Here is a 15,732-nt window from a genome sequence, read left to right as displayed (position 1 = left end):
CGTGTATAGAATTCCACTTTCTGCAACTCCCTTCGATGCTCCAGGAATTTCCGGCATACTTGATTCATATTCTGAAAAACCAGCGACCAAGCTGATCGAGGATTTTGAAGCCGCACTAAGAGCCTACACCGGAGCACGCTATGTATTGGCGGTGAATTCCGGGACCTCTGCGATTCACCTTGGGCTTATGGCACTTGGTGTAGGCTCGGGTGATGTAGTCATCGCACCCTCTTTTACATATGTAGCAACAGTAGCTCCGATCCTGTATCAGGGAGCAACTCCGATCTTGGTTGACAGTGAGTTGACCACCTGGAATATGAATCCAGAATTGCTTGAAACCGCCATTAAATCTCAGATTCAGCTCAAAAAGAAGCCTAAGTGTGCCATTATAGTGCATAATTATGGAATGCCGGCTCAAATGAGCGCCATCAATGCAATATGCGATCGATATGAGATTCCGATTTTGGAAGATGCTGCCGAAGCTCTTGGCTCTCAATACTTAGGAAAGCCTGCCGGAACATTGGGTAAAATTGGAATATTCTCGTTCAATAATAATAAGATCGTAACGGGATACGGTGGGGGGGCTTTGTTGACAGAAAGTGAGGAAATTTATCAAAAATCGCTGTTTTGGTCTACTCAGTCTCGCGAGCAAAAGCCATATTATGAGCATCGTGAGCTCGGTTATAATTACAGGATCAGTCCCTTAAGTTCTGCCTCAGGTTTACTGGGACTAAAACAAATTGAAGCAAAAATTGAGGAGCGTAGAGCCATTTTTGACTCATACAGAAATTCGCTTCATGCGGACAAGATCTCAGGCTGGTTAAAAGAACAAAATGAGAGCCTTTCTAACCGTTGGTTAAGCACTTTTTTACTTTCTAATTCACTGAAAACGAGCGACATAGTAGATAAAACCAGCCGATTGGGAATTGAATGCCGGAGGCTTTGGAATCCGATGCATTTACAGCCATTTTACCATAAATTTCCAGCTTTTGTCAGTGGTGCTGGGGAGCAATTATTCAAAGAGGGACTTAGTCTTCCTTCGAGCAATTTGGCCCTCGTTTCAGAGGTTACCAAAGTCCTGAATCAAACATCCTAAAAGGGGTTACTTATCGTAAATTCATTGGATTCAGTTCATTGGATTTGTATTAATTATCTCCGGTAAAGTACTATCTTTGAAACTTGCATAATTAGGTAGATATGAGAAAACTGCTACTACTATTTGGATTCCTTTCCTTAATGTCCGTAAGTGCTTTTGCACAGTTTAGTTCTGTTACTTCAGGAAACTGGAATGATGGCGCGACCTGGGGCATGACTTCTCCCGGAACTGCGGGAATAGATTATCCAAATGCAGGGTCCTCTGCCACCATTATTGCCGGGACGGCGGTAACTGTTCCAACAGGAAACTTTGCAGTTGGTGCACTCACGATAAATAATGCAAATAGTGCCATGCTCCTTATTACCGGAACACTTGAAGTGAACGGGGTCGTTAACATGTTCCCCACACGAGGTATTCTAACAGTTAACAGCGGTGGTATAATCCGTTACAGGACGGGCTCTTCAAATGCTACAACGGGAGGAATCGCAGGGTTTAGTATTGCAAGCGGGGGTGTTTATGAAATGAATTATGCTTCGGCTGGTCAAGTGCCTAATATCACTTTTGATCCAGGTTCAATTTTAAGATTTACCGGATATACTTCTGCTAGTGCAACAACTCCAACGTTTGAGCCAGGGGTTAGTTTGCAAAATGTTGAATGGAACTGCCCAAATCAACTTAATGATATATACTTGAATACAACTGTGAATTCAGCAATGCCAAATATTGGTGGCTATTTTTCAGTGACTTCAACAGGGGTTCTTCCCCAATATTTAGTAATGACAAGCGGATTAGTTGGTTCATTAAATGTTGCAAATGATTTCACCATTTCAAATGGCGCTTATGTTGTATTATCGGATGGAAGCGGGTCATTTGACTTAACTGTAAATGGAAATGTTCTTATTTCAGGAACAGGTTCAGAACTGGATTTAAAACAAAGCTCTGGAATTGGTTCACTCTACCCTAAGGCTAATTTAACAATTACTTCTGGAGGAATTGTGAGGACCTTTGGCGCTGCGGCAGGAAGAGTAATTTTTGATGGTTCAGCAACTCATCTTTTCTCAAAAGCGGGATCAATATTGGGCACAGTAGATTTTAGAGTTGATGCTCCATCTATTCTTGATTTAGGTACTAGTTCTTTAACGGGTACTGGCCAGTTTACTTTGAATAGCGGTGCAACTTTAAGAGTGGGTTCATTAGCAGCAGCTGGTGCAATACAAAATTCTCCTACGTCAACTGGTAATATCCAGGTTTCAGGAGCAAGAAATTTTAATGGGACTTGTACAGTAGAATATAATGGAGTGGGTGCTCAGACAATGGGTAATGGCCAGCCTACAGGATCAGGAATTACTACTATCATTTCAAATCCAAGTGGTGTTGCATTGTCAGCAAGCATTGTGTTTGTAGGAAATTTGACGTTAAATACTGGTAATTTAATTATTGGACCTAATACACTTACATTGAATGGTGTATTTAGTCCTGGTTCCAGATTTCTTGATGTTACAACCTCTTCTTTAATTTCAATTGGAGGAAGCGGAAATTTCGGAACACTTGCGTTAACGACTTCTCAAATTGGATATACTACTCCAACATTAAATACATTTACGTTAAATAGAATAAGTTCTGGTCAAGTTACACTTGGTACTGACTTGTCGATAATAACCGGAGGAGCTTTTAATCAGACGGCTGGTGATCTGATTCTAAATGGCCGAACTTTAACCATTAGCAGCGATTTTACTCAAGGTACAGGAACGATCACGGCGGATGCAGCGGCTTCACTTGTCATTGATGGAAGTGGAACTTTGCCAGCAAATATTTCTATTGGTGGCTTAACTTTGAATACTTTGTCAGTTGTTAGAACTAGTCCAACAGTAGCTGTGTCACCTGGTAATCTTACAGTATCAAATCTTAATCTTACTGATGGTACTTTAGCAAATTCTGGGAATATTTCGATGGCTAATAATGGAACGGTAACAGTTGTTTCTGGAGTGATGTCCGGCAATCCATTAGGAGGCTCATCCTATAATGTTACGTATTCAAATACTGGTACACTTTCTACTGGCGCTGAATTACCAGCATTTGGAACAGGAATACTTAATAATTTGATGAAGACTGGTGGAGGAACCCTTAATCTGAGTTCTGCAATTACCGTCAATGGAACAATGACGCTAAGTGGTGCCTTTAACTCTGGAAGTAATGCCATTGATTTAAAAGGAAATCTGGTGGTGAATACCAATCCGACCTTTACAGGAAGTATAGTTACATTCTCAGGTACAACAAGCATTACAGGATCAGCAAGTCCTACTTTCGGAGCGGTAACAATTACAGGTTTCGTTAATCCCAGCAATAATTATCAGATCAATGGCAATTTGATCAACAACGGTACATTGAATAATGGAACGCTGACAACAACCTTTGGTGGAACAACTCTTATTTCCGGCTCAAGCACTAATACTTTTTATGATGTGACTCTCGCCAACGGAAGCTCGTTGACAGGTCCTTCAGGTAATCTGAATGTATCTCATACATGGACCAACAATGGAGGAACGTTCAACGGAAGTGCTGGAACTGTCGTCTTTACCGGTACCAATACGATCGCTGGTAGTTCAGCAACTACATTCGGAGGAATCAACATTACAGGCACATTAACGGCTCCATCAGCATTTGCCTTGGGTGTAAGTGGAAACTTTGCTAACAACGGTGTTTTTGTTCATAACTCAGGTACAGTAACCTTTACGGGTACTACTTTCAATACAGTAAGCGGTTCAGCAACGACTTTCAATAACATCAATGCAAACAATCCTTTTGGTACAAATTTGAGTACGGCTGTACGTGTGAATGGTGTGTTGCAGCTTCTGGGAACTACCGGAGCGTTTACAACGAACGGTAATTTAACATTGAGTTCCACCAGTCAGGATAATGGCGGCTCTATTGGGAGACTGGATGATGTTAATAAGTTCACGGGTTCTGTAACGATCGAACGGTATATTCATAGTATATCAGGAGGAGATTACCGCTATCTCTCAATGCCTATCACCAATGGAAATCTTGGATTATGGAAGTCTTCTATCGGTGTAACAGGAGATTTTGCAGACCCGAGCACAGGACCAAACATTGGCAACAATGCAGCAGCTTCAGTTTATACATGGAATCCGTCAACTCAACTGTACGTGCCGGTGGCAAATACTGGGGTAACTTTAGCGTCGACCAGTGTTGATAGCAGAACAGGATACGTTGCTTATGACTTTAATGATGGAGCGGTGACTGCCTCTTACTCTGGTACGATTGAAAAGGGAGCTGTTCCTATCGCCATATCCAACACAAATAACAATTTTGACCTGATTCCGAATCCATACCCATCGGCTATTGATTGGGATCTTGTAACCAAGACAAACGTCCAGAACGCAATGTGGTTAAGGGCAGGAAATTCTATCTTCTCGAGTTATATAAGTGGGGTGGCGACGCAAGAACCTTTCACTGGATGGACTGGAGAAGTTTCCACAGGCCAGTCTTTCTGGGTTAGATCTAATGGAGGTGGCAGCACCTTTACATTAAATGAAGCAGACAAAACTTCAGCTTCGAATAGATTTATTCGTACTGAAACTGCTGACAATTACCTACGAGTAACATTGAATTCTTCTGATAAGCAGGATGATATGGTTCTTCGCTTCAAAGATGTGGCTACAGATGCAAATGATTCACAGTTTGATGCTTCCAAGAAAAGGAACGGAAACTATGTTTCCTCCCTCGGCAGATTTACATACATGAACATTTCAAGCTACACCACCACAGCAGCGGATGATTATTCAATCAACACCATCGGTCTGGTAAAGGCAGGTCTGGCAAAAGATGTTAAGTTAAGAGTAGCAGACGTTGTAGCCGGATCTCACACATTGAAATTCACCGAGCTCAGTACCATGAGCCTTGGTTATACCATCACACTGATTGATAAATATCTTAATAAGGAATTCGAAGTGGTTGATAACTCAACTTATACGTTCTCTGTCAACACAGATGCAGGATCATATGGTGACTCACGATTTGTCTTAAGAATCAATGGTGGCGCAGTGGTAACAGGACTTGAGCCTTTGTCAACCATTGGAGCAGGAGCAGCATATCCTAACCCGGTTGTGAATAAATTGAATATTGAATTATCAGCGTATGACGATTCAAGATTACAATCAATTGTTTTGATTGATATTCTCGGTAATGTTCTTGTCAGCAGCGATCAGAGAAAAGAATTGCTGAATCCTGGACCAAAAGTTATTGATATGACTGATTATTCAAGTGGAGTCTACATACTGAATATAAAGTCAGGAAATACTACTAAACCTATTAGAGTGATTAGAAAATGAAACGAATAAAGCTGGTTTTAACTCTGACTGTTTTTTTCTCTCTGGTTTCGGTTCTCGGCTTTGCCCAACCGGGTGGAGATCCAGGGGGTGGCGGTAACCCAACAGTTCCCATTACCGGGATTGAATTCCTTTTAGGAGGTGGCTTACTCATTGGATTGAGAGGTCTTATCGCGAAATTTAAATCACGGAAGGAATAGTGATCAAGTGGTGGATTAAGCTGGTTAAGAATCTTAGGATTTTACCGAGGTGGGTGATTATTTTCATCGACCTTTTTTTTATTTCATTCTCCGCATTCCTTGCATATCTATTAAGATTTAACTTCTCATCTGATGATCTGGTTAAATACCATTTCCAGGAAGGAATGATGATCTACGCAACCTGCGGACTCGTTTCTATCGTAATCACAGGAAGCTACAGGGGAATTATTCGATATACAGGCCTTCAGGACGGTGCCAGAATCTTTTACATGGTAGTCTTGAATATGATGCTTGTAATCTCTCTGGACATCTTCTTTGCATATAACCACCTTAGGAATATTGTACCTTATTCAGTCATCTTAATTTGTTTTCTCTCTTCTTTCCTGTTTCTGTTTAATTATCGCCTCTTAGTTAAATACATTTTTTCTTTTTACAGAGACCATCTTCTGAAACGCTCGAGGGTATTGATTTTTGGTGCAGGTCAGACAGGAATTATAACCCGTCACGTAATTGATTCATCCTCTAGGATGAGAATAATGGGTTTTCTGGAAGATAATCCTGACAAGATAGGAAAGGTATTGGATGGTGTAAGGATTTACAGTGCCAGAAAAGAAGACCTTGACTCGCTTTTAAAAGAACAAGCATTTGATGAGCTGGTAATTGCAGCGAAAGACATCACGTTGGAGAGAAGAAATGAAGTAGTAGACAGCTGCATTCAAAATCAGGTTAGAGTTCGTGTTATTCCGCCAATCGATAAGTGGGCGAAGGGTGAGTTGAGCTTTAATCAAATAAAGGAAATCAACATTGAAGATTTATTGGGTCGGGAATCTATCAGACTGAACAAGGAAAATGTTGAGCGTGATCTGAAAGGCAAAAGAATAATGATCACGGGTGCAGCAGGTTCCATCGGAAAGGAACTTGTCAAGCAGGTTATTCTTTACCACCCGGAGTGTATTATTGCTATTGATCAGGCCGAATCTGCGCTATATGAGCTTGAACGTGAGCTCATTACAATTGATACAAATGTTAAGGTCATAACCTTCCTCGCAGATATTACCAATCGTGATCGTATCGCTTCTATCTTCAGGGAACAAAAACCTGAAATGGTATTTCATGCCGCAGCTTACAAGCACGTTCCAATGATGGAAAGCAATCCTTCGGAAGCAGTGGTGTGTAATATCCTCGGAACAAAAAACCTCGCTGATCTTTCCGTAGAGAATCATGTGAAGAAATTTGTCATGATATCAACCGATAAGGCTGTTAATCCAACCAATGTCATGGGTTGCTCCAAGCGTATCGCTGAGATCTATGTTCAATCTCTTAATAATTATGTCGGAGAGCAGCCTTCAAGAACTTCTTTTGTAACGACTCGCTTTGGAAATGTTCTTGGATCCAATGGCTCTGTCATTCCGCTCTTTAAGAAACAAATAGAATACGGTGGCCCTATCACGGTTACTCATCCTGAAATTACACGCTTCTTTATGACCATCCCTGAAGCTTGCCAACTGGTTCTTGAAGCAGGAACCATGGGCAAAGGAGGGGAGATATTCATTTTTGATATGGGTAAGTCGGTTAAGATCCTAGATCTTGCTAAGAAAATGATTTGGTTATCGGGCCTTGAGCCAGATCGTGATATTGAAATTCATTTCACAGGACTTCGCGAAGGAGAGAAATTGTTTGAAGAACTCCTTTCCAATCAGGAGAATACAATTCCGACTCATCACGAGAAGATCCTAATTGCAAAGGTTCAGGAGTATTCCTATGAAGAGATCAATCGCTATGTAGAGTTGTTTGTAGATCTAGTCAATGACCGCAATGAACTGAAGATGGTAGCCTTGATGAAAGAGTTGGTTCCTGAGTACAAGAGCAATTACTCCCGATACGAAGTGCTTGATACCAAGCGAGTTACAGAGTTTTAAATTGAAGCTGTAATCCCGAGCTCCTTTATTGCAAGGAGCTTATTTTTTGTATTAAGCTTTAACTTTTGATGCTCTGCTTATTTCTTTAATCCGCCACGCTTATTGTAGCGATAGAAAGCTTTACGTTTTGTCTTAAACGTTTTCTGGCCACCACCGCCACCCTGGAAAAAGTTGATCGGCAGATAGTACTCAACCTTTACACTATAAAGGATATAAGCATCATTGTTATTAGGATTTCCTCGTAAAAAACCTTCTTCTTTCAGAGCTAAACCAATTTCTGGTCTTCTGTCGGAAAGAGCTGCAGCAAGTGCATTGGGAAATTTGGCAGCATCATGGTGAATAGTACTTACATCATCCAGATAATCGGTAAAAGTCTTGCGATAACCGGCCTCAATCGAAAGATTTGTAAAAGGTCCAAGTTTGAATCTCATTCCAATACCCATTGGAATTATAGGTGTTACAAGACTGTAGCTTACTAATTCAGTTTGTTGAGGTTGAAGCTGGTATTTAGCACCATTATATTCTGTTGTTGGATTAAAATACAATAATCCAACACCAGCGAATCCATAAAGATTGAAAGGCGGTCTCTGATAAAAGCTTCTTCCCTGAGGATATAAGCTTATCATCGCAACCCCATTGATCTCAAAATTATTGGACTGAAAATTAAGGTTTCTGTTTCTACGACCACTTTCAATAGTGCCTTTTGCATCATCCCCGTGAAGCTGGAACCATGATACTTCAGAGCGGATGGCAATTCTGTTGGATAAATAATACTGAAGTCCTGCGTGCAGGTTGAGATTAGCCTGAAGATAATCGCCTTCATTGGCCAAATCGCCTAAATAAGAGGAAGTTCCTGTTCCCACGGTCAGGATCAATGAACGATCCCTGCGCATTGCAAAGAAACTCTGAGCTAGCACAACATCCGACGCCAGAAATCCTGCTAGAAAGCCAACCAGTACAATTTTTTTCATTTAAAGCCCTTTAATTAAGCAATTTATAAAAATTAAGCCAAGAAGGAAACCGGCCCTTAGGCCAGAACTTCTTTGATTTTTTGCGCTGCATCCTTCAATAAGATGGCCGAAAACACCTTCAAACCTGATTGCTGGATGATTTTGGCCCCTTCCTCTGCATTTGTGCCCTGTAAACGCACAATAATTGGCACAGGGATGTTTCCCACCTTTTTATAGGCTTCCACCACACCGCTCGCAACGCGGTCACAACGCACAATTCCACCAAAAATATTGATCAAAATGGCCTTAACATTAGGATCTTTAAGGATAATCCTGAACCCTGCTTCAACAGTTTCAGCATTCGCGCCACCACCCACGTCCAGGAAATTTGCCGGCTCACCACCAGAGATCTTAATGATATCCATGGTCGCCATCGCTAGACCGGCACCATTCACCATACATCCAACGTTACCATCCAACTTGACATAGTTTAGACCCGATGCACCTGCTTCTACTTCTAACGGATCTTCTTCCGTTATATCACGCAGTTCAGCAAGATCCTTATGACGATATAAAGCATTGTCATCAAGATTTACTTTTCCATCTACTGCAATGATCTTATTATCGGAAGTTTTAAGAACAGGATTGATCTCAAACATCGATGCATCACTAGCCATGTAGGCAGTGTATAATGCCGTCAGAAACTTGATCATTTCCTTAAAGGCGTTTCCTTCCAATCCGAGTGCAAAAGCCACTTTTCTGGCCTGAAAAGGCTGAAGTCCGATGCCTGGCTCAATCCATTCCTTGATGATTTTTTCAGGAGTTTCAGCCGCAACATCTTCAATGTTCATACCGCCTTCTGTTGACGCCATAATCACAGGCTTGCTTTTGGAACGATCCAGCAGAATACTCACATAATATTCTTTCGGTTCTGATTCTCCCGGATAATAAACATCCTGAGCAATAAGAACTTTGTTTACTTTTTTACCTGCCGGGCCAGTCTGATGTGTTACCAACGTTCCTCCCAGAATAGCCTTTGACTTCTCAAATACTTCATCCACGCTCTTGGCCAGAACGACACCTTTGGAACCTGTCTCATTAACAGTACCTTTCCCACGACCGCCTGCATGTATCTGAGATTTCACCACGAACCATTTTGTACCAGTTTCAGCCTGGAGTTCCTTGGCGGCTGCAACAGCCCGGTCAGGGGTATCAGCGACGATGCCTCCCTGAACTGCTACTCCGTACTTTTTAAGAAGATCTTTTGCCTGGTATTCGTGGATATTCATAGAACTATATTTTGCAAGCAAGCTACTTTTTTTAAACCTTTATTTCAAGAACGATTGTATGCTCGAAGCAATAAGTATTGAGAAGTCTTATGGGACCTTGAAAGTCCTGAAAGGGGTAGACCTTTCCGTAAAGAAAGGAGAGGTAGTTTCTATTGTTGGGGCCTCCGGTGCAGGTAAAAGCACGTTGCTTCATATGCTGGGAACACTCGATACCCCGGACAAAGGAAGAATCACCGTAAAAGGTCAGGATGTCTTTTCCCAGTCGGCTAATGAATTAGCATCCTACAGGAACAAGCATATTGGATTCGTGTTTCAATTCCATAACCTTTTGCCGGAGTTTACTGCGTTGGAAAATGTAATGATACCTGGACTGCTTTCCGGTAGAAAGGATTCAGAAGTGAAATCAGAAGCTGAGCAACTACTTGAAGAGTTGGGACTAAAAGATCGCATCCACCACAAGCCTGCTGAAATGTCGGGAGGGGAGCAGCAGCGTACCGCGGTAGCACGAGCATTGATCAACTCACCGGATCTGATTCTTGCAGATGAGCCAAGTGGAAACCTTGATTCAAAAAATGCGAGAGAACTTCACGAACTTTTCTTCAAGCTTCGCGAAAAGAGAGGGCAGACATTTATTATCGTTACTCACAATCAGGAATTTGCGGATATGGCAGACCGGAAACTTGAGATGAGAGACGGGATTATTCAGGCATGAGCGGAGGCGAGAACCTCTTCACCCAACGCCACACCTTTTTCATTGATCGATGTGATCTTCACCCGCTGAATCTCGCGCACCATCATAGGATCATAAGGAATGGCAACACGAACATAATTTTCTGTAAAGCCATGCATCATGCCATCCTCAATATCATTTTCAAAGATGACCATGTGTTCTGAATTTACATTCTCTTCATAAAAGACTCTCTTTTTCTTTTCTGACAGAATGTGAAGCATTCGAGATCGTTCACTTCGATCCTTCATTGGAACAATTCCTGAAAGATTTACAGCCAAAGTTTTCTCCCGTTCGGAGTATGTAAAAACATGGAGATAAGAAATGTTCAGCTCGTTCAGAAAATTATAGGTCTCAAGAAAATCTTCATGCGTTTCTCCCGGAAAACCGACAATCACATCAACACCAATACAGGCATGAGGCATTACTGTCTTGATTTTATTCACACGTTCGGTATAAAGCTGCCTCTGATATCTCCTTCGCATCAGCTTAAGAATCTTATCAGAACCAGACTGCAGGGGAATATGGAAGTGAGGAGCAAACCGGTTGGAGGTTGCAACGAATTCTATGATATCATTTGAAAGGAGATTCGGCTCAATGGATGAAATTCGAAATCGTTCAATTCCACTCACTTTATCCAAAGCCTGCACTAATTGAATGAAACGCTCCACTCTTATTCCATTTTGAATTCCAAAGTCGCCCGTATTCACTCCTGTTAAGACGATCTCTTTAACTTCGGTCCTGGCAATTTCTTCAGCGGTCTTAAGAATGTTTTCTATTGAATCACTTCTGCTTCCTCCTCTCGCCAATGGAATGGTGCAAAAGCTGCAGGAATAATCACAACCATCCTGAACTTTAAGGAAAGTCCTGGTGCGATCATTCATTGAATATGAAGTTGTAAATGTTGAGGCTTCAGAGATATCAGAAGAAATGACGATGGGCTGGGGGGGACGAACAAATCCATCCAGTAATTCAACGAGTCTGAATTTTTCAGATGCACCCAGAACAGCATCCACTCCAGGGATTTCTGAAATCTCCTTTGGCTTTAGTTGTGAGTAACAACCGATGATGGCCACATAGGCATTTGGAGAAATAGCTCTTGCCTCGCGAACGATCTTGTGATATTTTTTATCGACATTCTCAGTAACCGAGCAAGTGTTAATAATGAAAATGTCGGGAGCGTCAGTAAAGTCTACCTTCCGGTAGCCATTCTCTTCAAATTTCCTTGAGATTGTGGAGGTCTCTGAGAAATTAAGTTTGCATCCCAACGTATAAAAAGCCACTTTTTTCATCTGTGGCCACAAAGATAAGGAGAATGAAACTTTTGAAGGGTCACTCCACCAGCCTTCGGTGATAATTCACCTGGCCGAGATGATAGCTGAGATGAGCCGAAAGATGGATCAGAAAAAACAATGTCTTGACTGGATATCCAAATACTTGCTCAGGATAGTCAGATTCCAATTGCTCTTTGGTGAGATGAGGAAGTGTGTTTTCAATTGCTTTCTTCGCACGCCCAATCTCTTCGACCAGCTGATTTAGGGGAATATTCTTAGCGGCAAATTCATTATCGCGATTTCGGATGTATCCACTCTTGCCAAGAATACCTCCAATATAGTTCTGAAGATTTCCACAGAGGTGAAGGCATAAATTTCCTGCAGAATTCTTTATATCACCCTTGATTTCCCAAAGGGATTTTTCAGAAGGATAGAGTTTAAGCTCTGCTTCAAGTTTACCAAGATCTCTGATAAAAACGCTCTGCAATGACTCAAGTACCAACTCTTTCATCGGATAATATCTTTCTCAATTTTTTTAATCTTCTCATCAAGATGCTTGGAGGCCAACTCAAAGTTCTTTGGGTTCTCCATTCTAAGGCTCACGCTGATATAGAATTTTATTTTAGGCTCCGTGCCGGAAGGTCTTACGGAAATTTTTGCGCCTTCCCATGTTACGAACTGAAGAACATCAGACTTTGGAAGGTTGATTGGTTTGATATGTCCATTCAGAAGATTTTTCTCTTCACTGGTCTTATAGTCAAATACTTTAATCACCTTCTGACCTGCAATTACATGAGGAGGGTTGTTGCGGAACTGCTCCATCATATATTTTATCTGTTGTTCGCCTTCAGCTCCTGTTTTCACAAGATTAACAAGCCCTTCTTTATAGAATCCATATTCTGTATAGAGCTGAATCAGCCATGAGTAAAGAGTCTTTCCTTCATCTTTTGCTGCCGCGGCCATGGCTGCAAAGAATGCACACGCGGAAACTGCATCCTTGTCACGGACAAAGTCTCCCACCATGTATCCATAGCTTTCCTCACCTGCAACAATAAACTTCTTTTTGCCTTCATTATCCCTAATCAATTCGGCTATGTATTTGAAACCAGTGAGGGTATTAACACATTCGATTTCCATTTGTTCCGCCATCTTGTCGATGAGGTCAGTGGTAACAATGGTTTTAGCGATGTATGAACTTTCTTTCGACTTAAGATTCTTAAGAATAAACCAGACCATTAATGCCAATGCCTGATTTCCATTCAATAGGAAAAATTCGCCTTTATCATTCTTGATTCCAATCCCAACGCGATCGGTGTCAGGGTCAGTTGCCATAACAAGGTCAGCGTTGATTTCTTTTGCTTTTTTCAAAGCCAGATCCATCGCGGATCGTTCTTCAGGATTTGGTGAAGAGATGGTTGGGAAGTTTCCATCCGGCACACGTTGTTCTTCAATGACGTTTACATTTTGGAATCCGAGTCTCCTCAGGCACTCGGGAACCATGGTGATTCCCGCACCGTGCAGACTTGAATAGACAAGAGAGATTGCGCTTTGTTTTTTAATGCTTTCCTGACGCGGAATTAGTTTCAGAACTTCCTGATAATAAGCTTCTTCCACCTCTGAGCCGATGGATTTTATCTTCGATTTATCAGGCGTGAATTTTATCTGATCAAAACTTGTAAGTGCATTCACTTCAGTCATGACGTTATGATCGTGCGGAGGTACTAGCTGAGCTCCATCATTCCAGTAAGCCTTGTATCCATTATACTCCTTTGGATTGTGTGAAGCTGTGATCACCACACCAGATTGGCATTTCAAATGCCGGATAGCATAGGATAGTAAGGGAGTGGGTCTTAGTTCGGGAAATAGATGAACTGTTATTCCATTTGCTGAAAAGATGTTTGCGGTCACCTCAGCGAAATACCGGCTATTGTTTCGGCAATCATGGGCAATGGCAACCTGTATGGTTTGATTTGGAAAGGATTTATTGAGATAGTTAGCCAATCCCTGGGTTGCAAATCCAAGGGTATATTGATTCATGCAATTGGATCCTACTCCCATAATTCCACGAAGTCCACCGGTTCCAAATTCAAGATTCTTATAAAAGCTGTTGATCAGAACTTTCTTATCAGAATTCTCCAGCAATGCTTTGATCTGTTTTTTTGATTCATCATCGATATTACTATTGAGCCATTTTTTGGCAGTATCGGTAGCAACTGAGAGTAAGTCAGACATATTTTTTTTAGAAAATTAAAAATGATAAATGAGATTAAAAATGATGGATCACAAGTTTCCCCTTAAAGCCTGTTCGCGTTCGATCGACTCAAAGAGTGCCTTGAAGTTTCCCTTGCCGAATGATTTTGCTCCATTGCGTTCAATGATCTCAAAGAACAGGGTAGGGCGGTCCTGAACGGGCTTGCTAAAGATCTGGAGCAGATATCCTTCCTCATCGCGATCGATCAGGATATTCTCTTTTTGTAATTCCTTCCAATCTTCATTGATATCGCCAACACGTTGTCTTACATCTTCATAATACACGTCCGGAACCCGGAGGAACTCAACACCTCTTTTGCGAAGTTCCGAAACAGTTTTAATAATATCATCCGTTGCGATTGCAATGTGCTGTACACCTGGACTCTTATAGAAGTCAAGATATTCTTCTATTTGTGATTTCTTTTTTCCTTCAGCAGGTTCATTGATTGGAAATTTAATGTAACCGTTGCCGTTAGAAACAACTTTCGACATCAATGAGCTGTATTCAGTTGATATATCACTGTCATCAAATGTGATTAACAGTTCGAAGCCCATTACTTTTTCATAGAAATCAACCCAATAATTCATTTTCCCCAATTCAACATTTCCTACGCAATGGTCAATGTATTTTAACCCTGTGCTCTCTGCTTTAAATGTTTGAGTGATGGGCTGATATCCCGGAAGGAACGCGCCCTTATAATTTTTCCGCTCTACAAAAGTGTGAATCGTTTCACCATAGGTATGAATGGCAGAGATCACAACTTCTCCGAATTGATCTTTAATCGTATGAGGTGCGAATGCTGGATGTGCCCCACGGACTACCGTTTCATTAAATGATTTTGTTGCGTCATCAACCCAGAGGGCAAGAACTTTGACGCCATCCCCATGCTTTTTTACATGTTCTTCGATCTCGGAATTTTCTGTAAGAGAGGTGGTGAGAACGAATCTGATCTTGTTTTGCTGAAGGACATAAGATGCCCTGTCCCGGACACCGGTTTCTGGCCCTGCATACGCTATGAGATTGAAGCCGAAGCAATGCTGATAGTATAAGGCGGCTTGTTTTGCGTTTCCGACATAAAATTCAATATGGTCGGTCCCATTGATGGGTAGAAAGTCCTGTTTCATCTCCGTTATCGTTTGAAACTCAAAATTAATCTATTCGGAGGTTTGTTTTATTATCTGCCGGCATTTCTCTAATCTTGGCAAAATTTTCCAAAATGGACGTTATAGCAGTTGATAAGGCACTTCAGGAGATCATTAAATGCCGGCTGGAATTGTTGAAATTGGATTACAGCAATCCCAAATATGATGACCTCGAGGAAAAGCTTCACGAACTAGAGGATGCTTTTCAGGATGAGTATGGAGACGAGCTGGAAGCAGCCATTCAGGATGTACATGATGAGTACTGTCCTGATACCGATGTACTGGTACCCGTTTCATATATAGCAAAGACTTATACCGTTAATAAGAAGAATGAGTATTCAGTACCTCCAACGGAAGGAGTGTTTGTAGAAATGGATGATTATCCTGATAAAGAAACTAAACTGGTATTACTTCCTAATCCGGTAAGAATTGTTTTGAATATCGGAACAGATAACCAGCAGGTGGTCTGGACAGCACAACAATAATTAGAATTAAATCAGAAATTGGAAATGACCTTGAGTCTTTCTGATTTCTG

General features: G+C 41.4%; 12 protein-coding genes. 6 read left to right on the top strand and 6 right to left on the bottom strand.

Going from position 1 to position 15,732, the window contains the following annotated elements; all coding sequences use genetic code 11:
* Position 1: 1 nt before the first annotated feature.
* The 4 genes from HOP08_16855 (at position 2) to HOP08_16840 (ending at position 7,564) form a co-directional block, all read left to right on the top strand.
* A complete protein-coding gene (locus tag HOP08_16855) occupies positions 2–1,096 on the top strand; it encodes an aminotransferase class I/II-fold pyridoxal phosphate-dependent enzyme (protein ID NOT76601.1) in 1,095 nt (364 codons plus the stop codon).
* 101 nt (positions 1,097–1,197) lie between these two features.
* A complete protein-coding gene (locus tag HOP08_16850; protein NOT76600.1) occupies positions 1,198–5,448 on the top strand; it encodes a T9SS type A sorting domain-containing protein in 4,251 nt (1,416 codons plus the stop codon).
* A complete protein-coding gene (locus HOP08_16845; protein NOT76599.1) occupies positions 5,445–5,645 on the top strand; it encodes a hypothetical protein in 201 nt (66 codons plus the stop codon). The genes HOP08_16850 and HOP08_16845 overlap by 4 nt, the downstream gene beginning before the upstream one ends.
* A 14-nt stretch (positions 5,646–5,659) precedes the next feature.
* Entirely contained in the window at positions 5,660–7,564 is a 1,905-nt protein-coding gene (locus HOP08_16840) for a polysaccharide biosynthesis protein (protein NOT76598.1), read from the top strand.
* A gap of 77 nt (positions 7,565–7,641) precedes the next feature.
* Here HOP08_16840 and HOP08_16835 read toward each other — a convergent pair whose 3' ends face one another.
* Complete coding sequence (locus tag HOP08_16835) at positions 7,642–8,535, bottom strand: outer membrane beta-barrel protein (GenBank protein NOT76597.1); 894 nt, start codon at positions 8,533–8,535, stop codon at positions 7,642–7,644.
* A 56-nt stretch (positions 8,536–8,591) separates the two neighbouring features.
* On the bottom strand, positions 8,592–9,803 hold the full coding sequence (sucC, locus tag HOP08_16830) for an ADP-forming succinate--CoA ligase subunit beta (protein NOT76596.1): 1,212 nt from the start codon (positions 9,801–9,803) through the stop codon (positions 8,592–8,594).
* 58 nt (positions 9,804–9,861) lie between these two features.
* Between sucC and HOP08_16825 the strand changes: the two genes are divergently transcribed.
* Complete coding sequence (locus HOP08_16825; protein NOT76595.1) at positions 9,862–10,515, top strand: ABC transporter ATP-binding protein; 654 nt, start codon at positions 9,862–9,864, stop codon at positions 10,513–10,515.
* Here HOP08_16825 and mtaB read toward each other — a convergent pair.
* Genes mtaB through hppD form a run of 4 tightly spaced genes read right to left on the bottom strand, consistent with a single transcriptional unit; the run spans position 10,506 to position 15,179 of the window.
* Positions 10,506–11,822 carry a tRNA (N(6)-L-threonylcarbamoyladenosine(37)-C(2))-methylthiotransferase MtaB gene (mtaB, locus tag HOP08_16820; protein ID NOT76594.1) on the bottom strand — a complete coding sequence of 439 codons (1,317 nt, stop codon included), beginning with the start codon at positions 11,820–11,822 and terminating at the stop codon, positions 10,506–10,508. The two genes, HOP08_16825 and mtaB, sit on opposite strands and share 10 nt — an antisense overlap.
* Positions 11,823–11,862: 40 nt before the next feature.
* On the bottom strand, positions 11,863–12,306 hold the full coding sequence (locus tag HOP08_16815) for a DUF1572 family protein (protein NOT76593.1): 444 nt from the start codon (positions 12,304–12,306) through the stop codon (positions 11,863–11,865).
* Between the two features lie 5 nt (positions 12,307–12,311).
* Complete coding sequence (locus HOP08_16810) at positions 12,312–14,036, bottom strand: phospho-sugar mutase (protein NOT76592.1); 1,725 nt, start codon at positions 14,034–14,036, stop codon at positions 12,312–12,314.
* Between the two features lie 48 nt (positions 14,037–14,084).
* The gene (gene hppD, locus HOP08_16805; GenBank protein NOT76591.1) at positions 14,085–15,179 is read right to left on the bottom strand and encodes a 4-hydroxyphenylpyruvate dioxygenase; all 1,095 of its coding nucleotides are present in this window, start codon (positions 15,177–15,179) and stop codon (positions 14,085–14,087) included.
* Between the two features lie 92 nt (positions 15,180–15,271).
* On the opposite strand from hppD, the gene HOP08_16800 reads away from it, so the two are divergent.
* A complete protein-coding gene (locus HOP08_16800; protein NOT76590.1) occupies positions 15,272–15,682 on the top strand; it encodes a hypothetical protein in 411 nt (136 codons plus the stop codon).
* Positions 15,683–15,732: the final 50 nt, after the last annotated feature.

The organism is Cyclobacteriaceae bacterium (assembly GCA_013141055.1).
Classification (GTDB): Bacteria; Bacteroidota; Bacteroidia; order Cytophagales; family Cyclobacteriaceae; genus ELB16-189.
The sequence above is the reverse complement of the archived record's forward strand: the minus strand, read 5'-3'. Positions and strand labels throughout refer to the sequence as shown.